Origin of the sequence: Mycobacterium sp. (genome assembly GCF_044223235.1) — a bacterium.
Classification (GTDB): domain Bacteria; phylum Actinomycetota; class Actinomycetes; order Mycobacteriales; family Mycobacteriaceae; genus Mycobacterium.
In genome coordinates this window covers 1-18,972 of the sequence record NZ_JBGAME010000038.1, presented here as the reverse complement: position 1 = coordinate 18,972, position 18,972 = coordinate 1, and the positions used below count along the sequence as shown (strand labels likewise).

General features: G+C 67.2%; 18 protein-coding genes and 2 tRNA genes. 8 read left to right on the top strand and 12 right to left on the bottom strand.

Annotated elements, in window-relative coordinates:
* Positions 1 to 5: 5 nt before the first annotated feature.
* Together ADBZ6K_RS25230 and ADBZ6K_RS25225 are read right to left on the bottom strand one after the other, a co-directional pair.
* On the bottom strand, positions 6 to 1,985 hold the full coding sequence (locus ADBZ6K_RS25230; RefSeq protein WP_526351873.1) for an acetyl/propionyl/methylcrotonyl-CoA carboxylase subunit alpha: 1,980 nt from the start codon (positions 1,983 to 1,985) through the stop codon (positions 6 to 8).
* 5 nt (positions 1,986 to 1,990) lie between these two features.
* The gene (locus ADBZ6K_RS25225; RefSeq protein ID WP_526351871.1) at positions 1,991 to 3,541 is read right to left on the bottom strand and encodes a carboxyl transferase domain-containing protein; all 1,551 of its coding nucleotides are present in this window, start codon (positions 3,539 to 3,541) and stop codon (positions 1,991 to 1,993) included.
* Positions 3,542 to 3,629: 88 nt separating this feature from the next.
* Between ADBZ6K_RS25225 and ADBZ6K_RS25220 the strand changes: the two genes are divergently transcribed.
* Positions 3,630 to 4,292: an SACE_7040 family transcriptional regulator gene (locus ADBZ6K_RS25220; protein WP_526351869.1), complete on the top strand. Its 663-nt coding sequence runs from the start codon at positions 3,630 to 3,632 to the stop codon at positions 4,290 to 4,292.
* Between the two features lie 14 nt (positions 4,293 to 4,306).
* Here ADBZ6K_RS25220 and ADBZ6K_RS25215 read toward each other — a convergent pair whose 3' ends face one another.
* The 3 genes from ADBZ6K_RS25215 to ADBZ6K_RS25205 all read right to left on the bottom strand — a co-directional run bounded on the left by ADBZ6K_RS25215 (position 4,307) and on the right by ADBZ6K_RS25205 (position 6,731).
* On the bottom strand, positions 4,307 to 4,462 hold the full coding sequence (locus tag ADBZ6K_RS25215) for a hypothetical protein (RefSeq protein WP_526351867.1): 156 nt from the start codon (positions 4,460 to 4,462) through the stop codon (positions 4,307 to 4,309).
* A gap of 41 nt (positions 4,463 to 4,503) precedes the next feature.
* Positions 4,504 to 4,707 carry a hypothetical protein gene (locus tag ADBZ6K_RS25210; protein WP_526351865.1) on the bottom strand — a complete coding sequence of 68 codons (204 nt, stop codon included), beginning with the start codon at positions 4,705 to 4,707 and terminating at the stop codon, positions 4,504 to 4,506.
* 140 nt (positions 4,708 to 4,847) lie between these two features.
* Entirely contained in the window at positions 4,848 to 6,731 is a 1,884-nt protein-coding gene (locus tag ADBZ6K_RS25205) for an alpha/beta hydrolase family protein (protein ID WP_526351863.1), read from the bottom strand.
* A gap of 159 nt (positions 6,732 to 6,890) precedes the next feature.
* On the opposite strand from ADBZ6K_RS25205, the gene ADBZ6K_RS25200 reads away from it, so the two are divergent.
* Complete coding sequence (locus tag ADBZ6K_RS25200; RefSeq protein ID WP_526351861.1) at positions 6,891 to 7,691, top strand: MmpS family transport accessory protein; 801 nt, start codon at positions 6,891 to 6,893, stop codon at positions 7,689 to 7,691.
* Between the two features lie 6 nt (positions 7,692 to 7,697).
* Here ADBZ6K_RS25200 and ADBZ6K_RS25195 read toward each other — a convergent pair whose 3' ends face one another.
* Positions 7,698 to 8,996, bottom strand: coding sequence for an MFS transporter (locus tag ADBZ6K_RS25195; protein WP_526351859.1), 1,299 nt, complete (start codon positions 8,994 to 8,996; stop codon positions 7,698 to 7,700).
* 32 nt (positions 8,997 to 9,028) lie between these two features.
* Between ADBZ6K_RS25195 and cmrA the strand changes: the two genes are divergently transcribed.
* Positions 9,029 to 9,835 (top strand): mycolate reductase, encoded by an 807-nt coding sequence (gene cmrA / locus ADBZ6K_RS25190; protein WP_526351857.1) that lies wholly within the window; start codon positions 9,029 to 9,031, stop codon positions 9,833 to 9,835.
* A 78-nt stretch (positions 9,836 to 9,913) separates the two neighbouring features.
* Here the strand turns inward: cmrA and ADBZ6K_RS25185 are convergent, their stop codons facing one another.
* A complete protein-coding gene (locus ADBZ6K_RS25185; protein WP_526351855.1) occupies positions 9,914 to 11,518 on the bottom strand; it encodes a helicase HerA-like domain-containing protein in 1,605 nt (534 codons plus the stop codon).
* Positions 11,519 to 11,594: 76 nt separating this feature from the next.
* Here ADBZ6K_RS25185 and orn point away from each other — a divergent pair, with 76 nt between their 5' ends.
* Positions 11,595 to 12,242 (top strand): oligoribonuclease, encoded by a 648-nt coding sequence (gene orn / locus ADBZ6K_RS25180; protein ID WP_526351853.1) that lies wholly within the window; start codon positions 11,595 to 11,597, stop codon positions 12,240 to 12,242.
* A gap of 39 nt (positions 12,243 to 12,281) precedes the next feature.
* A tRNA-His gene (locus tag ADBZ6K_RS25175) sits at positions 12,282 to 12,354 on the top strand.
* 128 nt (positions 12,355 to 12,482) lie between these two features.
* Here ADBZ6K_RS25175 and ADBZ6K_RS25170 read toward each other — a convergent pair.
* Positions 12,483 to 13,703: an Ig-like domain-containing protein gene (locus ADBZ6K_RS25170; protein ID WP_526351851.1), complete on the bottom strand. Its 1,221-nt coding sequence runs from the start codon at positions 13,701 to 13,703 to the stop codon at positions 12,483 to 12,485.
* A 181-nt stretch (positions 13,704 to 13,884) separates the two neighbouring features.
* Between ADBZ6K_RS25170 and ADBZ6K_RS25165 the strand changes: the two genes are divergently transcribed.
* Positions 13,885 to 13,960: transfer RNA gene (locus tag ADBZ6K_RS25165), tRNA-Lys, on the top strand.
* A gap of 631 nt (positions 13,961 to 14,591) precedes the next feature.
* On the opposite strand, the gene ADBZ6K_RS25160 is transcribed toward ADBZ6K_RS25165, so the two are convergent.
* Positions 14,592 to 14,819, bottom strand: coding sequence for a DUF3618 domain-containing protein (locus tag ADBZ6K_RS25160; RefSeq protein WP_526351897.1), 228 nt, complete (start codon positions 14,817 to 14,819; stop codon positions 14,592 to 14,594).
* 129 nt (positions 14,820 to 14,948) lie between these two features.
* Between ADBZ6K_RS25160 and bcp the strand changes: the two genes are divergently transcribed.
* Positions 14,949 to 15,422: a thioredoxin-dependent thiol peroxidase gene (gene bcp, locus ADBZ6K_RS25155; RefSeq protein ID WP_526351849.1), complete on the top strand. Its 474-nt coding sequence runs from the start codon at positions 14,949 to 14,951 to the stop codon at positions 15,420 to 15,422.
* Here the strand turns inward: bcp and ADBZ6K_RS25150 are convergent.
* Complete coding sequence (locus ADBZ6K_RS25150) at positions 15,419 to 15,868, bottom strand: MarR family winged helix-turn-helix transcriptional regulator (RefSeq protein WP_526351847.1); 450 nt, start codon at positions 15,866 to 15,868, stop codon at positions 15,419 to 15,421. The genes bcp and ADBZ6K_RS25150 overlap by 4 nt on opposite strands.
* 132 nt (positions 15,869 to 16,000) lie before the next feature.
* On the opposite strand from ADBZ6K_RS25150, the gene ADBZ6K_RS25145 reads away from it, so the two are divergent.
* Positions 16,001 to 17,161: an MFS transporter gene (locus ADBZ6K_RS25145; protein ID WP_526351845.1), complete on the top strand. Its 1,161-nt coding sequence runs from the start codon at positions 16,001 to 16,003 to the stop codon at positions 17,159 to 17,161.
* On the opposite strand, the gene ADBZ6K_RS25140 is transcribed toward ADBZ6K_RS25145, so the two are convergent.
* On the bottom strand, positions 17,134 to 18,489 hold the full coding sequence (locus tag ADBZ6K_RS25140) for a dipeptidase (RefSeq protein ID WP_526351843.1): 1,356 nt from the start codon (positions 18,487 to 18,489) through the stop codon (positions 17,134 to 17,136). The two genes, ADBZ6K_RS25145 and ADBZ6K_RS25140, sit on opposite strands and share 28 nt — an antisense overlap.
* A gap of 129 nt (positions 18,490 to 18,618) precedes the next feature.
* Positions 18,619 to 18,972 (bottom strand): holo-ACP synthase AcpS (gene acpS / locus ADBZ6K_RS25135; protein WP_526351841.1); only part of this gene is annotated, 354 nt, incomplete at its 5' end.

Sequence of the window (18,972 nt, the reverse complement as noted above, 5' to 3'; positions counted from 1 at the left end):
CTTCTCTACGGTGTGGCGATTCTGGCCAGTGGCTGGCCCACCTTGACTTGGTCGCCGACGGCGACAAGGAGTTCGACGACGCCGCCGACCGGCGCAATGAGCGCATGCTCCATCTTCATCGCTTCCACGGTGACCACGACGGTCCCGGTCTGCACCGGCGAGCCATCCGAAACACCCACCGCCACAATTGAACCCGGCATCGGGCTGGTGAGCTCGGCGTCACCGCCATGTTCCTCGTCGGGGCGTACCGGGGCTTCCCTGAGCTCCTCGACCATCAGGACGCGGCCGTCTCCCGTGAGCCAGATCCGCCCGTCCGCTTCCTCAACCAGGTAGCAGGTACGCAGGCCGTCGACGACGACGGTGAGCAGGTCGCGGTCCAGCGATGCGCTCAGCGTTCGCGGGACGCCTTCCTCGATTGCCGCCGTCGCTTCGTCCGGAACTCCGGTCAGGAAAACGTGGTCGGTGCGTTCGCCGGAGCGCAGCCGGATGGGGATAGGGGCGCGTCCGGCGATACGCCATCCCGATGGCACCTCCCAGGCGCTGGCCGGCGATCCGGGAGAAGACCTCGGAAATGACTTGAGCCAGCGGTAAGCCGCCGCGGCGATCAGCTCGTCGTCGCCGGCCGGTCTCGGCGCGAAGTCGGGGGTGCGTCGATCCAGCAATCCGGTATCGAGCCGGCCGGATTGCACGTCGGGGTCGGCGAGCAGGAACCGCAGGAACTCGACGTTGGTCGTCACGCCGAGCACGGCGAAGTCGGTCAGAGCCGCATCGAGTTTCCGTAGTGCACCTTCACGATTCGCTGCGTGGGCGATCACCTTGGCCAGCATCGGATCGTAGTCGGTCCCGATGACGATGCCCCTGTCCAACCCGGAATCGACCCGCACACCGGGTCCGTCCGGGTGCGAGATATTGAGCACCATGCCGCCCGTAGGCAGGAATCCCCGCGCGGGGTCCTCGGCGTACACGCGCGCCTCGACGGCGTGTCCGCCGAGGCGAATGTCCTGCTGGGAGATCGGCAATGACTCCCCCGCAGCGACGCGGACCTGCAACTCGACCAGGTCGAGACCGGTGATCATCTCGGTGACCGGATGTTCCACTTGCAGGCGGGTGTTCATCTCCATGAAGAAGAACTCGTCGGGCCGGTCCGCGGAGACGATGAACTCGACGGTGCCCGCCCCCTTGTAGTCCACGCTGCGTGCGGTGTCGCACGCGGCAGCGCCGATGCGGTCCCGGGTCTCGGTGTCGAGAAGCGGCGACGGGGCCTCCTCGATGACTTTCTGATGACGGCGCTGCAAACTGCATTCACGTTCGCCGAGGTGTACGACCGTTCCATGGTCGTCGGCGAGCACCTGCACCTCGATGTGGCGGGGATTGAGGACGAGCCGCTCGAGGAACAGCGTGTCGTCGCCGAACGCCGATGCCGCCTCACGGCGCGCACTGGCAAGTGCCGCAGGCAGTTCGGCGGAGTCGCGCACGATTCGCATGCCCTTGCCGCCGCCGCCTGCCGACGGCTTGACCAGCACCGGGAATCCGACGTCGCGGGCTCCTGCGATCAGGTCGGCGTCAGTCAGGCCCGGTCGGGAGATGCCGGGGACGACGGGTACGCCGAACGCCGACACCGCGGCCTTCGCCGAGATCTTGTCGCCCATCGTCTGGATCGCGGCGACCGGCGGGCCGATGAACACCACCCCCATCGAGCGGAGAGCCTCGGCGAATAGCGCGTTCTCCGAAAGGAACCCGTAACCAGGGTGGACGGCCTGCGCCCCGGTGCGTTGGACCGCCTCGAGCAGGGCATCGATCGACAGATAGCTCTGCCGCGCGGGCGCAGGCCCGATGCGGACAGCGACGTCGGCTTTCTTGACATGCCGGGCGTTCGTATCGGCATCGCTGAACACCGCGACCGAGCGGATCCCCATGGCCCGCAACGTGCGGATCACTCGGCAGGCGATCTCGCCGCGATTGGCAACCAGAACCGTGTCGAACATTCCCATCACATCCGGAAGACGCCGTAGGAGACCGGATCCAACGGTGCTTGACCCACGACCGAAAGGGCCAGTCCAACAACCATTCTGGTATCCGCCGGATCGATGACGCCGTCGTCCCACAGCCTCGCGGTGGAATAGTACGGATTGCCCTGGCGCTCGTACTGCTCGCGGATCGGCGCCTTGAACTCCTCGGCTTCCTGCGCGGTCATGTCGCCGCGCACAGTGGCCAGCACCGAGGCGGCCTGCTCGCCGCCCATGACCGAGATCCTGGCGTTCGGCCACATCCACAGGAACCTCGGAGAGTAGGCCCTGCCGCACATCGAGTAGTTGCCCGCGCCGTATGACCCGCCGATGACCACCGTAAGCTTCGGGACACGGGCGCACGCGACGGCCGTCACCATCTTCGCGCCGTGCTTGGCGATACCGCCTGCCTCGTATTCGCGCCCGACCATGAACCCGGAGATGTTCTGCAGGAACAGCAGCGGGGTCGTTCTCTTGTCGCACAACTCGATGAAATGCGCACCCTTGAGCGCGGATTCGCTGAACAGCACGCCGTTGTTGGCGACGATCCCGACGGGGTGTCCGTGGATGCGTGCGAACCCGGTGACCAGGGTGCTGCCGTACTCGGCCTTGAACTCCGCGAACTCACCGCCGTCGACGACGCGGCCGATGACCTCGTGCACATCGTAGGGCACCCGCGGATCGATCGGCACCACGTCGTACAACTCGGTCTGGTCGGCCACTGCGTCGACCGTGTCGGTGACGTCCCACGGCGGCGCGCTGCGCGGCCCCAGGGTCGACACGATGCGGCGAACGATCCGCAGCGCATCGCGGTCGTCGTGAGCCAGGTGGTCGGCCACCCCGGACTTCTTCGCGTGCAGGTCACCGCCCCCGAGGTCCTCGGCGCTGACGACCTCACCGGTCGCGGCCTTCACCAGCGGCGGGCCACCCAGGAAGATCGTGCCCTGATTGCGCACGATGACGGCCTCGTCGCTCATCGCGGGGACATAGGCACCGCCCGCGGTGCATGAGCCGAGCACCGCGGCGATCTGCGGAATACCTTTGGCGCTCAACGTGGCCTGGTTGTAGAAAATCCGGCCGAAGTGGTCGCGATCGGGGAACACCTCGTCCTGACGCGGCAGGAACGCACCGCCCGAATCCACCAGGTAGAGGCAGGGCAGCCGGTTCTGGCCCGCAATCTCCTGGGCGCGAAGATGTTTCTTGACCGTGATCGGGTAGTAGGTGCCCCCTTTGACCGTCGCGTCGTTGGCGACGACCATGCATTCGCGCCCGGATACCCGCCCGATTCCGGCGATCATCCCGGCGCCGGGGCACTCGTCGTCGTACATGCCGTCCGCGGCGAGCGGTCCCAACTCCAGGAACGGACTGCCGGGATCGAGCAGCCCGTCCACCCGGTCGCGCGGGAGCAGCTTGCCTCGGCCGACATGGCGCTCCCTGGCCGCAGCGGGCCCCCCGAGAGCCGCGGCGGTGAGTTTGGCGCGCAGGCGAGCCACCAGCGCAAGGTGCTGGTCACGATGCGAGATCGGCGGTGTCATCGTTGAACCTGTCTCAGTTAATGACGACTAACTAGTAGTATGTTAGTGATCGTTAACTGAGATGTCCACCATCGCTCGGGGAGTAGAGATGACGTCGATAGCGTCCGGGTCATCTTCCAGGGCGTCAGGGCCGGCCTCGACGCGTCGCAGCAGGGCCAAGTCCGACCGGCGCTCCCAACTGATCGCTGCCGCCGAGCGGCTGGTGGCCGAGCGCGGCTATCTTGCGGTCCGGCTCGAGGACATCGGCGCCGCGGCCGGGGTCAGTGGACCCGCGATCTACCGCCACTTTCCCAACAAGGAAGCGCTGCTGGTGGAGTTGTTGGTCGGCATCAGCACACGACTACTCAGGGGCGCCCGCGACGTCGTGGAGCAGGTTGAGGATCCGCGCTCGGCGCTCGACGGGCTGATCGACTTCCATCTCGACTTCGCCCTCGGCGAGTCCGATCTGATCCGCATCCAGGACCGCGATCTCGGTCATCTGCCCGAATCGGCCAAGCGTCAGGTACGCCGCGCGCAGCGTCAGTATGTCGAGATCTGGGTCGAGGCCTTGCGTCGGCTACACGAAGACCGGCTACACGAAGACCTCGGCGAGGCGGAGGCGCGGTTGATGGCACACGCCACGTTCGGACTGCTCAACTCGACGCCGCACAGCGTGAAATCCGGTGCAGCCAAACCGGCCGAGGCCGGCTCTCGCGCCATCCTGCGTCGGATGACGGTTGCAGCGCTGACCTCGGCCGGAAAAGGCGACTGAGTGCGACAGCCGAACTAGTACCAGACTTTTCGGCCTCCGATGGGACGTCCTGCGGCGCCCAGCACCCAGAAAACCGCCCCGATCACCAGAAGCACCACACCGATGTAGGTGAGGATCGAGATCCCGAAGATCAACCCGAGGACGAGCAAAATAGCTCCAAGGACAATCATTGCCGCTCCATTTCTACTGTGAATTGGTTACTGTCAGTGCGTCACTGGCTGGGCTCTGGAAGGTTGCAATCAGTCACCTTCGGATTCACCCCCGCGTAGTTCAGCGGACCGGCGACCACAGTCAACGCGATACTCCCCCCAGTGGCGCAATTGTTCTCATCGCCCGTGAAGTAGTCGCGCTGATAGGCGGCTACGACGCCGACCAGCAGCCAGACGAGCACGATGACCCCGAGAATTCCTCGCATGCCATGCCCTCCATCTCTTCCGCGTGCCGCTGCGGCGCGCAAGAACGTTTACCCGGAGTGCAAGTTCGGCAAACCCGCAAACCTCTGAAGACCCTGGCGACTCCGGAAACCTCAGCCCGGCAAGCGCCTTTCACGGACTGTCAGGAAATCGGGGCCGGCACAACGTCGCCAAAGGCTCTGGTGAGCCAGCGCTTCATCGCATCGACTAGCACGGCGCGGTTCTCCCGCTTGACGATTTCGTGCCCGTCGTCATCGAAGAACAGCAGCTCGACCGTGCGTTCCAGCGCCTGAAGGGCCTCGAACATCTGCCGGGATTCGCCCGGCGGAACGTTTGTGTCATTGCCGCCGTGCACCAGGAGCAGCGGCGACGTCAGCGCGGGTGCGCGCAGCAACGGTGACAGCCGGTCCAGCAGGTCCCGGTCGCTGACCGGATGGCCGTACTCCGGGTAGGCGGCCGCCGCGATCCAGGGTTCGGTGTTGCGGTAGAAGGTGTTCAGATCGCTCATGCCGCAGATGCTGATTCCCGCGGCGAACTTCTCCGGGTGAAAGCTCATCGCCGCCTGGGTCAGATAGCCCCCGTAGGACCAGCCGCTGCACGCGATCCGGTCGGCCCGCGCGAGCCCGTTGGCGACCAGGAACTGGGCGCAGTCAGCGACGTCGTCGATCGCGGCGAACCGCAGTTCCTTGTCGTCGGCGTGCACGAACGTCCGCCCAAAGCCCCCCGAACCGCGCACATTTGGTGTCAGCACCGCGATGCCCGCGTCCAGCAATGGCGGGAAGAACTCGTTGTACCCCGGCCGGGCCTGTCCCTCGGGACCGCCGTGCAGGAAGATCATCGCCCCGATCGGCTCGACGTGTTCCGGCGGGCGATACAGCCACGCGGTCAACGCCAGCCCGTCCCTGGCGGTGATCCGTACCAGATGGGGTGCGCCGGTGACCGGCCCGAGGCTGGGCTGACGATCGATGCGTTCCCACTCGCGGCTGCGGGGATCGACCAGCTCGACCGTCGGCGGCAGCGACGGGCCCTCGACCGTCAGCGCCACCATCGAGCCGCCCGCGCTGATACTCAGCTGGCTGGCCACCGGGCCGGGCAGCGGGATGGGCTCGGACAGGGTGCCGTCGACGTACTCCAGGACCTGCAGCTCGCTGCATCCGTCGACGTTCCACAACAGCGCCACCGTCGACAGGTCGTCACTGACCGCGAACTCGTCGAGCTCGTGGCCGGGACGCTCGGCCACCACGTGATAGGACACCCCCTCTGGCATGGAGGTCACCTCGACCAGGCGGGCGTGTTCGGCGCCGTTGTCGCTGCGGATCAGGGCGCGCACGTAGCCTTCAGGGCTGTTGACGCCGAAGTCCATGCCTGGCTGCACCAGAGCCAGGTCGCCGTCGAGACCCGAACGCACTCGGCGGGGCTGGTGGTCGTCGAGGATGACGCCCTGGTCGGTCGTGGAGCCGGGATCCGACGGCAGCAACGCCATTTCGGTGAGACCGCGCAACATGATCAGATCCCGATAGCCGCGCGGGCCGACCCGGACCAAAGAGGTGCCGGCCCACGCGTCGACGAGCCGGCCTCCCGAGCGGCGGTCCAGCACGACGACGTCGGTGGTGGCGGGATCGATCAGGCATGAGCTGCCGATACCGTCCTCACCGGTGAGGATCGCCGCCACCTGGCTGCCGTCCCAGCCAATCAGCTCGGCGGTGCCCTCCAAGCCGCCCCCGGGCCAGTGGTCGATACGGCGCGCATCGCGGTCGTCGGGATCGGTTGTCACGACCCAGATCTGGCTGCGGGTGCCGCCCTCTGGGGCAACCTCGCACGCCAGCCAGTGACCGTCGGCGGAGTGGATGACGCGGGTGACGGGTCCGGCGACCGGGAGCTCGACGTCGCGCGACGAGCTGGCGCGCCAACCGCGCAGGAAGCGTTGCACGGCGCGCGGGTAACCGCCGTCGTCCACAAGATGGGCGAACGCGGTGGCATCCGGCGACAGCGATGCGCCGTAATTGACCCGGACGTGGCCACCCACGGGTCAATTCTGCACACCCACCCGCCGGGCTGCCCACCGGGCAAACGCCCGCCGCGCGGACCGGTGCGCGCGGACCTGCCGACCGGGCACCCACGCATTCGGTACAGGGTCGGGCCGCGCAACAGGTCACGCAGGTACCGTGGCAGCCATGAGGTGGGCATGACGGATTCACCACGGCGCGACGGAGCCGAGCCGACCCAGCCACTGGGCAACGGTTACAGCGGGTACGGATCCACCGACCCCGCCTACGCCGGCCAGACGCCCTACGGGCAGGCATACCCGGCTCCGACACCGCCGCCCACCGAGCGGCTCCCGCCGTATCCGCCTTACGGTTACGAGTACTCGCCCTACACGGCCGGACAGTACGGCCAGCAGCCCACCGAACCACCCCCACCTCCGGGCGGGCCACAGCCGCCCCGATGGCTGTGGCTGGTGGCAGGCGCCGCTGTCCTCGTGGTGGTCGCGCTGGTCATCGCCCTGGTCATCGCCAACAGCTCGGGGCAGGACACCGTCGTCGCGCCGCCGCCGCCGATGCCCGAGCCGAGCTTGGCGACCCAGACACCGACGCGCACCCCGACGCCGACGACGACCACCACGCGGCCGCCGAGGACCTCCGCGACCACCTCGCCGACGCCGGCACCTGCGCTTCCCGGCCCGATCACCACCCCGCCCACCGCATCGGCGACACCGGGCGCGACCGACACCGTGACCTACGACGTGTCCGGCACCGGCAGGGCCATCAACCTGACCTACCTGGACACCGGTGGCGTGCTGCAGACCGAGTTCAACGTCATGCTGCCCTGGAGCAAGGAGGTGCAGCTGCCCAGGCCCGCGGAGGGTACGGCCAGCATCAGCATCATCAACGTCGGTCGTGAGGTCAGCTGCACGGTGACCGTCAACGGCACCGTCGTCCAGAAGAACACCGGATCGGGACTGACCATCTGCGTCGCGGCCGGCTAGGGGCGGCTAGGGGGCCGTCACGCGACTGGGGACGCGCACCGCGAGCATCGCGGCCAGCCCGGCCACCAGCACCACGCAAAGTCCGACCAGGCCCGCGCGGTCGGTGCCGAACACGTCGATGAATGTGTAGAACAACCACGGCGCCAAGAAGGACACCGCCCGGCCCGCGGTGGTGTAGAGGCCGAACGCCACACCTTCCTTGCCGTCGGCCGCCAGCCTCAGCATCAGCGTTCGGGCCGCCGATTGCGTGGGACCGATGAAGACACACAGCAGCAGACCGCAGACCCAGAACGCCAGCGGGCCCGACAGCGTGAACAGCGTGAGCCCGACGGCGATCAACGCGGTCAACGAACCGACGATCACGGGTTTGGAGCCGACGCGGTCGTCGGCCTGGCCGCCCGCGATGGCACCGACCGCGGCGACTGCGCTCCCGGTGACACCGAACAGCAGGATGTCGGCGTCGGAGACCCCGTACACGGTCACGCCGAGAACTGCCCCGAACGCGAACACCCCCGCCAGCCCGTCCCGGAACACCGCGCTGGCCAGCAGGTAGTAGACGACATTGCGGTCGCGCCGCCACTCCCCCACGATCTCCGTCCACAGCGTGCGATAGGCGCCGAGGAACCCGACGCGTGCGTGCGGCACGTCGTCGCCGGGCGTCGGACTCGGCGGGACGAGCAACAACGGCAGTGCGAACAGCAAGAACCATGCGGCTGCCAGCAACATCACGACGCGTACGTTCTGGCCGCCTTCGACGGGAAGGTGCAGGAAGCCCCGGGTGTCTCCGGTGCCGGAGACGAAACCGAAGTACACCAGTAGAAGCAGCGCGACACTGCCGAAATAGCCCATGGCCCAACCGAATCCGGATATCCTGCCCGAGTTCTGCTGGGTCGCGAGCTGACGCAGCATGGCGTTGTAGGGCACCGTCGCCAGCTCATTGCACGCCGCGGTGCACGCCAGCAGGATCAGGCCGGGTATCAGGTAGCGGTGATCGTCGGCGATCAGGCTCATCGCGGCCGTCAGCACCACCAGCACGCCGGTGAGCAGCGCCAGCACCCGGCGCCGGCGCCGGGGCGCCTGCACCCAGATCCCGGTCGCGGGGGCCAGCAGCGCAACGACCACACCAGCGGCGGCCAGCGCCCGCCCCAGCCAGCTGGCCGGACTGGTGTCGCCGGGTAGGTCGGCGCCGACGGTCCCGGTGAGGTACACCGAGAACACGAAGGTTACGACGATCGCGGACATCCCCGTCGATCCGCAATCCCACAACGCCCACGCCAGCACCCGCAGGCGTACGGGGTTGATCATGACCGCCACCCTAGGGCTTTTACGATAGGCCCATGCCAGTCCCCGCCCCCAGCCCGGACGCCCGGGCCGTCGTCACCGGTGCGTCGCAGAACATCGGGGCTGCGCTAGCCACCGAACTCGCCGCGCGGGGCCACCATCTGATCGTGACCGCACGGCGTGAGGATGCGCTGACCGCGCTGGCCAACCGGCTCACCGCGCGGTACGGCGTGACCGTCGAGGTGCGACCCGTCGACCTCGGCGACCCGGCCGAACGCGCCAACCTGGCCGACGAACTCGCGTCGCGCACCGTCTCGATCCTGTGCGCCAACGCCGGAACAGCGACGTTCGGCCCGGTGGCCTCGCTGGACGTGGCCGCCGAGCAGGCCCAGGTGCAGCTGAACGTCCTCGGCGTGCACGACCTCACACTGGCGGTGCTGCCGGGGATGGTCGCGCGCAAGGCGGGCGGCATCCTGATCTCCGGGTCGGTGGCGGGCAACTCACCGATCCCGAACAATGCGACCTACGCCGCGACCAAGGCGTTCGCCAACACGTTCAGCGAGTCGCTGCGCGGTGAAGTGAAGGCGGTCGGCGTGCACGTCACGCTGCTGGCCCCCGGACCGGTCCGCACCGAACTGCCGGACCACGCGGATCGCTCCCTCATCGAGAGGCTGATCCCGGATTTCCTGTGGATCTCCACCGAGCACACCGCCAAGGTGTCGCTGAACGGGCTGGAGCACAACAAGATGCGCGTCGTTCCCGGCCTGACGTCCAAGGCGATGTCCGTGGCCAGCGGCTACCCGCCGAGGGTGGTGGTGACGCCGATCGTCGGCGCGATCTACAAGCGCCTCGGCGGCGGCTGATCCTCTTTCTGCGCCGAAATAGCGCCCCCGGCTGTAGATTCGCCCCGACAACAGCCAAGGCCGCTACTTCGCCGGGGATCAGCGGCGCCTGCGGCGGCCGGTGCCGAAGATGCTGCGGGTGATCTCGCGTCCGATGACAGTCCCCGCCGAGCGCATCGCGCTCTTGAACGCGGGATTCTCCATCATCTTGTCGAAGAAACCCGGCTCGGGCGGGGCGGCCGGTGGCGGCATCGGCGGCACGTCGATCGGCTGCGGGACGGGCGGCCAATCCATTGGCGCGGGCGGTGGGGTCGGTGCAGGCGGCGGAATTGCTGCGGGCGGCGGGGCCAGGCGGCTGGCCAACCGCTCGTAGGCCGAATCGCGGTCGATGGTCTGGCCGTACTCCGCCTGCAGCGGGCTGGCCGCGGCCGCGGCCGCGATCGCGTCGGGGCCGATGGTGTCCATCAGCGAACGCGGGGCGCGCATCCGCGTCCACGCCACCGGCGTCGGCGCGCCGCGTTCGGAGAGCACCGTCACCACCGCCTCGCCGATGCCCAGCGAGGTGAGCGCGGACTCCAGGTCGTAGGCGCTGGTCTTGGGGTAAGTGCGGACCGTTTTCGACAGCGCCTTCTGGTCGTCGGGGGTGAACGCCCGCAGCGCGTGCTGAATGCGCCCACCGAGCTGGCTGAGCACGTTGTTGGGCACATCGGTGGGCAGCTGGGTGCAGAAGAACACGCCGACGCCCTTGGAGCGGATCAGCTTGACCGTCTGCTCGACCTGCTCGAGGAAGGCCTTCGAGGCGTCGGTGAACAGCAGATGGGCTTCGTCGAAGAAGAACACCAACTTGGGTTGGTCCAGGTCACCGACCTCGGGAAGGGTGGTGAAGAGATCGGCGAGCACCCACATCAGGAACGTCGAGAACATTACTGGCCGGGCGGCCTGGGCGCCCAGCTCCAGGAGCGTGATCACGCCGCGGCCCTCGGCGTCGAGGCGCAACAGATCCTTGGGCTCCAGTTCGGGTTCGCCGAAGAAGGTGTCGGCCCCCTCGGCCTCGAGGTTGACCAGCGCGCGCAGGATCACCCCAGCAGTCGTCGTCGAGACCGCACCGAGCGCCTTCAGTTCCGGCTTACCCTCGTCGCTCGTCAGGAACTGGATCACCGAACGCAGATCCTTCAGATCGAGCAGCGGCAGGCCCTTCTGGTCTGCCCAGTGAAAGACGAGACCCAGGGTCGATTCCTGGGTGTTGTTGAGCCCCAACACCTTCGACAGCAGGATCGGCCCGAAGCTGGAAATGGTGGCGCGCACAGGCACACCGATTCCAGTGGTGCCCAGCGACAGGAACTCCACCGGGTAGGCCGTCGGCGTCCACGAATCGCCGGTGTCGGCGGCCCGCTGCGTGGTCTTGTCGTTGGGGGCGCCCGGACGCGACAGGCCCGACAGGTCGCCCTTGACGTCGGCCATCAGCACCGGGACACCGGCTGCCGAGAGCTGTTCGGCGATCACCTGCAGCGATTTCGTCTTGCCGGTGCCGGTGGCGCCTGCCACCAGCCCGTGGCGGTTGACCATCGCCAGCGGAATCCGGACCCTTGCAGCCGGGTCGACGGTGCCGTCGACGACCACGCTGCCCAGTTCGAGCGCCCGGCCATCGACGGCGTAGCCGGCCGCGATCTGCTGGGCGGGGGTGCTGCCCGGTTCGGTGGTCATGTGTCGGAACCCTACTGGCCAGCCCCGGGAGGGGCTCAGCGGCTCGATGTCGGCAGTGCGAATACTGTAGAACGCTGTGCGCGACGAACTGGTGTGGATTGACTGCGAGATGACCGGCCTGGATCTGAGGTCCGACCGGCTCATCGAGATCGCGGCGCTGGTGACCGATGCCGATCTGAATGTGCTCGGCGAGGGCATCGACGTGGTTATCCACGCCCCCGAGGAGTCGTTGTCCTCGATGATCGACGTGGTCGCGCAGATGCACAGCAAGTCAGGGCTGATCGACGAGGTGCGGGCGTCCACCGTCGACCTGGCCGCCGCCGAGGAGATGGTGCTCGACTACATCCGCGGCCACGTCAGGTCCGCGAAGACGGCGCCGCTGGCCGGCAATTCGATCGCCACCGACCGCGGCTTCATCGCCCGTGACATGCCTAAACTCGACTACTTCCTGCACTACCGGATGATCGACGTCAGCTCGATCAAGGAGCTGTGCAGACGCTGGTATCCACGGATCTATTACGGCCAGCCGGAGAAGGGGCTGGCCCACCGCGCGTTGGCAGACATCATCGAGTCGATCCGTGAATTGAAGTACTACCGTCAGACCGCCTTCGTCGCCCCACCCGGGCCGTCGACCAGCGAAATCGCCACGGTCGCGGCCGAGCTGAGCACATGGGCTCCACCTTCTGGGGATGCCGATTCGGCTGCAGAGCCCCCGAGCGGTTAGTATCGACGACGCCGCTGTGCCCTCGGGCGGGCGGCGATGGTGGCTGTAGTTCAGTTGGTAGAGCACCAGGTTGTGATCCTGGCTGTCGCGGGTTCGAGTCCCGTCAGCCACCCCGGCAGGTCGGAGGGTGTCATACACCCTCCGACCTTTTCTTTGCGTTCTTCGCGCCCAGTGAATTGGCGGCGAGATTTTCGCGGCCTTCTCGCTCTGGGCTCACACTCGACCGCGCCGACGCTCGCGTCAGATGCTGGCGTTGCCGGCCTTCCACTGCTCCCACGGGATGTTCCAGTCACCGAGACCGTCGGTGCCAGGCAGGGTCGAGCCCACGGTATTGATGACCTCGACGATGTCACCGCGCTTGCTGTTGTCGTAGAACCAGCGCCCGTTGCTCGTGCTCACGTTGATGCAGCCGTGGCTGACGTTGCTGTAGCCCTGGCTGCCCACCGACCACGGCGCGGCGTGCACGTAGATGCCGCTGTAGGAGATCTGAGTCGCCCACTCCACCTCGGTGCGATACCCGTTGGGTGAGTTCACCGCGACCCCGTAGGTCGAAGAGTCCATGATCATGTGGGACCGGCGATCCCCGACGATGTAAGTGCCGACGTTCGTCGGCGTGCTGTTCTTGCCCATCGACACCGGCATGGTCTTGATCACCTCGCCGTTACGTTTGACGGTCAGCGTCTTGGTGTCGTCGTTCACGGTGGTGATGACCTGATCACCGATGGTGAACGCGGTGGTCACATTGTCCTGGCCGAACAACCCGTCGCCCAGGTCGACGCCATAAGTGTTGACCTTCACCTCGACCTTCGTGCCGGGCTTCCAGTATTCGGCTGGGCGCCAACGGACTTCGCGATTGCTCAACCAGTAGAAGGCGCCCTCTACGGGCGGGGTGGTAGTGATCTTGATCGCCTTCTGCGCGGCAAGCCGGTTGGGGATGTTCTCGTCGAAGCGGATCGCCACCGGCTGGCCCACACCGACGACCTCACCCTCGCTGGGAACGACGTAGGGCATCGTGAGGTTTTCCGGCGAATGCGTTTGGAAGGTCATCTGCCGGTTGGTGACCCCGCCCAGGCCGAGCGACTGCGCGTTGATCGTGTAGCGCTTGTTGTAGCCGAGGGCCTCGGTGGTCGACCAGGTCAGCCCGTCGGAACTGAGTTCCCCGGTCACCGGTTTGCCCGCCTCGTTGACCATGGTGACCGCACCCAGCACACCGTCCTCGGCGCTGACGGTCACGGGGGCGTCGACCGCGACGCCCACCGCTCCGTCGCTCACCGAAGCCGAGAGCTTGGGGACAAGCAGGTCGCCAAAGGGTGTGCCCTTGTCAGCAATGACCTCTGGTTGCGGAGGCGCTGAATTACCGGAGCACGCGCTCAGCGTCAACACCACGGCAGGGATCAGCGCGACGGCCACCCCCCACGCTCGATTCCGACGCGGACGGGTCACCGATTGGACTCGCCACATGCTTTGCTCCACCTCACACCCGAAGATCGCGACCAATAGTTGTCGTTTGGCAATAGTCTAAGGGCAATCCCGACAGTGAGCGCGACCGCCGACCGGGGCGGCGGTGCCGTCTCGTCGTATCCGGGCAGTACGGAGAGGCGATTTCACGCCGCCCGGTGGGGCCTGTTATTGTCGCACACGCGCGCCGTTAGCTCAGTTGGTAGAGCAGCTGACTCTTAATCAGCGGGTCCGGGGTTCGAAACCCTGACGGCGCACCACCACCCGGCCGGGCTGCCTGTCCCGCGACGGCGCGCCCGGCGAACCCTCATCCCTCGACTCTTTGTCGAATGAGGTTGCGGGAGTAGGCCTTTCAAAGATCGCCAGACCGCTGGAATCCCTTACTGCGCTGCCAGAGGGAAGCGCTCCACCACTTCCGGCAACGACATCATTGTTGCGAGCAGCGTCGCCAATGCGTCACGCCGATTGCACATCACCCGCTCCTGGGAATGTGCCATCCGGCCGCTACTCCGCTCAGCAGCTACATCGGCAAGAGATTGCGGTCAATCCTCGACCAACACACTTACGCTGCATAGAAGCGCCGAACGATGCTACAGTTTCAGTTAGCTGAAAGATTCTAGAAAGCGAGCCAGCGATCAATGGCAGAGAGGGGAGGGATTAGCTGATGACGACATCGTTTGCATCGCACACATCACGCTCGGCATCACGCTCTTCAATGTCTCCCGGGATACTTCCCGGCAATGACGTAGCTCCGCAATCTCCCATCGCCGTATACAGCTGCAGCCGCCTCGGCCGCCGCGCCAACCCGCCACGCTCCCGGTTCGCCGACTGGCTGCTGCTCGGCCGGCGAGGCTGATCCGCTCGGACGCACACCGTCAGGCGCACACACCGTCAGCGCCGTTTGATCTTCCGGATGGTCACCACCACCACGACAACCCCGAGGCCGGCAAGTGACGCCGCCACGGCGGGCTGCTTGACGAACCTGATCACGGCCGCCTTCGCATCGTCGGCCAGGCGTTGAGGATTTGCCCGCTCCGCAAGGGAATCGACAGTCGACGCCAATTGACTGCGAGCCTGGTCGATCTCCTGCTTGATGGTCTCGGGATTCCTGTCCGCCACTGTTCCCTCCACGCCGTCCGCGTCGCTCCACGTCACCCGCACGATGCGGGTTCGCTGCCCTTGCCGAACTACCCTAGATCAACCGGCACCCGTCGGAGGGCACCGGTCGATACGAAGGGATACCCATCCGTGGCCCAGACCCCGCGCCTCGAGGTCGGCGATAAAGCCCCGTCATTCAGCCTGCCCGACGCCGACGGTGCCATCGTGAACCTGTCGGACTATGAGGGCCGCAAGGTCATCGTGTACTTCTATCCCGCCGCGTCCACACCCGGCTGCACCAAGCAGGCCTGCGACTTTCGCGACAACCTCGGCGAACTCAACGACGCCGGGCTGGACGTCATCGGCATCTCCCCCGACAAGCCGGCGAAACTGGCCAAGTTCCGCGACGATCAGGGCCTGACCTTCCCGCTGCTGTCCGACCCCGACAAGACGGTGCTCACCGCGTGGGGCGCGTTCGGCGAGAAGACGATGTACGGCAAGACCGTGCACGGTGTCATCCGCTCGACATTCCTCGTCGACGAGAAGGGCACCATTGCCGCCGCCCAGTACAACGTGAAGGCCACCGGCCACGTCGCCAAGCTGCGCCGGGATCTGTCCGTTTAGGCCCGCACGGATAGCTCACCGAGCGCGACTACCAGCGGGGACAGCTCCGGAACCCGCGCCGCCTCGTCGAGGGCGTCTTTGAGCGTCAAATCGTGCGTCGGCCGCGCCGCGTCCAGCAGGGCGCGCCCGGCCGGTGTGAGCTCCGTGTAGATTCCGCGCCGGTCGTCGGCGCACAGGATCCGGGTCAGCAGATCCCTGTCCTCGAGCCGATTCACCAGCCGCGTGGTGGCGCTGCTGCTCAGCGCGGCCGCCCGCGCCAGCTGTGACATCCGCATATGCCAGCCGTCCTGACGGCTGAGTGCGTCGAGAACCGTGTACTCGACCACCGAAAGCTCGTGTTCGGACTGCAACGCACGCTCCAGCGCGGTGTCGAGCACCGCATACAGCGCCGCCAGCGTGCGCCAGCCCTGTGACCGGATCTCGACGGCATCGTCTGCGATACCCACGCCCGACTCCTTGCTGTTGGCTGGCCCACACAATACCAGCTTGCGCAGGTATACCGCGTATGCAACTATCTATCGGGCGTCTGCAATTGTTGCATACGCTTCCTACAGGCTTAGACAGGAAGGATCGATGCGATGCCTCTCGGGCTCATCGCACTCGCCATCGGCGGGTTCGGGATCGGGTTGACCGAGTTCGTAATCATGGGACTGCTGCCGGAAGTCGCCGCCGACTTCGGTGTCGACGAGGCCACCGCGGGTTATCTGATCTCGGGCTACGCCATGGCGGTGGCCGTCGGCGCGATCGCCCTGACCGCCGCGCTGATCAGGCTCAGCCACAAACGTGCACTGCTGATCCTGATGGTGCTGTTCATCGTCGGAAACCTGATGTCCGCCCTCGCGCCGACCTACGAGATCATGCTCGGCGGCCGCATCGTGGCCGCACTGTGCCACGGTGCGTTCTTCGGCATCGGTTCGGTGGTGGCCGCCGACATGGTCGCCCCCACCAAGCGTGCCGGTGCCATCGCGCTGATGTTCACCGGACTGACCCTCGCAAATGTGCTCGGGGTCCCTCTGGGCACCCTGCTGGGTCAGCAGCTGGGCTGGCGTTCGACGTTCTGGGCCATCACCGTGATCGGCGTATTGGCGATGATCGGCATCGCCGCCCTGGTGCCCGACGTCCACCACGACGAAAAGGTCGGGCTACGTGGCGAATTGGCCGCATTCCGGCTCAAGCAGGTGTGGCTGTCGATCGTCATCACGATTCTGGGCTACGGCGGCATGTTCGGTGCGTTCACTTACATCGCGTTCACACTCACGGGCGTCACCGGCTTCGCCCCCGCCACGGTGCCCTGGCTGCTGATGCTCTTCGGCGCTGGACTGGTCGCGGGAAACATGTTGGGCGCCAAGGCTGCTGATCGAGCACTCGCCCCAACCCTGATCTGGACCCTGGGGCTGCTGGCGGTCATCCTGGTGGCCTTCGCCTTCGTTGCCCACGACAAGGTGCTGACTGCGACCGCCCTGTTCCTGATGGGTGCCTTCGGTTTCGCCACGGTGCCGGGTCTTCAGATGCGGATCATGAACTACGCGGTGGGAGCGCCGACGCTGGCGTCGGGTGCCAACATCGGTGCGTTCAACGTCGGTAACGCGCTCGGCGCCTGGATCGGCGGTCTGACCATCACCGCGGGGCTCGGCTACACCTCACCGCTGTGGGCGGGTGCGGCACTGACGGTGGTGGGGCTGGGTGTGCTGCTGGTCGCGACGGCGATCGATCACGCGCCGGAGCCCGCGCTGGTCTGATCACCCAGCGCGGCCAGCAGCAGGGCCTCCGCGGTCGCGGCCTTCGCCAGGACCCCGAGATGCAGGCTCTCATTGATGCTGTGAGCTTGCGTCGCGGGGTCCTCCACGCCGGTGACCAGGACGGTGGCGTCCGGGAAGGCCGCCGCGAACTCCGCGATGAACGGGATGGAGCCACCCATCCCCATGTCGACGGGCTCGTGCCCCCACGCCGTCGTGAATGCGGCGCGAACCGTCTCGTACACCGGCCCGCTGGCGTCGATCGCGTAAGGCTGGCCGATATCGCCGGGCGTGACGGTCACGTGAGCGCCCCACGGCGTGTGGTCGCGCAGATGGCGGGTGAGCGCATCGAGGTGAGCCTTCGCGTCGCCGCCTGGCGCCACCCGCATGCTCACCTTGGCGCGGGCGCTCGGGATCAGGGTGTTGGAGGACTTCTCGATCGAGGTGGCGTCGATGCCGATGACGGTGATCGCCGGTTTGGCCCACAGCCGCTGCACCACGGACCCCGACCCGATCTGCGAGACACCGTCGAGCAGTCCGGATTCCTGGCGCACCCAGTCGGGGCCACGGTCGACATCGGCGGCGGTGCCCTCGTACAACCCCGCGACCGCGACGTTGCCGTCGTCGTCGTGCAGGCTCGCCAGTACGCGCACCAGCGCGGTGAGCGCGTCGGGCACCACGCCGCCCCAGATCCCCGAATGCAGGCCGTGATCGAGTGTGGCCACCTCGACCACGCAATCGACGAGCCCGCGCAGTGAGACGGTCAGCGCCGGAATCTCCGAGCTCCAATTGTCGGAGTCGGCGATCACGATGACATCTGCGGCAAGCAGGTCACGGTGCGCCGAGAGCAGCTGCGCCAACGTCGGCGAGCCGGACTCCTCTTCACCTTCCACGAATACCGTCACCCCGACGGGCGGCTTGCCTCCGTGGGCCCGGAACGCGGCCAGATGGGTGGCGATCCCGGCCTTGTCGTCGGCGCTGCCGCGGCCGTACAGGCGCCCGTCGCGCTCGGTCGGTTCGAACGGTGCCGTCCGCCACTGGGCGTGGTCACCCTCGGGCTGGACGTCGTGGTGGGCGTAGAGCAGCACGGTCGGCGCCCCGGGAGGCGCGGGATGCCGCGCGATCACGGCAGGGGCGCCGCCACCCTCGCTGACGATGCGGACATCGGGGAAACCCGCGTCGGTCAGCAGCCCGGCCACCGCCTCGGCGCTGCGCTGGACCTCACCGCGGCGCTCCTTGTCCGCCCACACCGACTCGATGCGGACCAGCGCCTCGAGGTCGCGCCGCACCGACGGCAGCACCTCGCTCACCCTCTCGACCAGATCGCTCATGCCGACGAGGGTAATGCGCCGCCAATCCGCCAGGCGAGCGTGCGCATTTGTACACCCCTGGCGGCGAGTCGACGTACAGACACGCACGCTCGCGCCCGGGAGCTGAGGGCGTGAGGGAGCTGAGGGGAGCTAGCGCTCTTCGAGGATGGCCACCGCCGCGGCGGTGTCGGCCTCATGGGTCAGCGACACGTGAATGGTGACCTCGGCCAGATGCTTGGCGATGTCACCGGTGAGCCGCACCTTCGGCCTGCCCCACATATCGGTGACGACCTCGATATCGCGGTGGATGTTCTCCGGCAGCACCGGACGCTGGGCGAACCGCGACCCGGACCACGCCTTGATGACCGCCTCTTTGGCCGCCCAGCGGGCCGCCAGGTGCCGCGCCGCCACCGAACTCTTGTCGGCGGCGTCGCGGCGCTCCCCGGGCGTGAACGTCTCTGCGAACAACGTCCCGGGCTGGTCGACCTGCTCGGCGAAATCGGG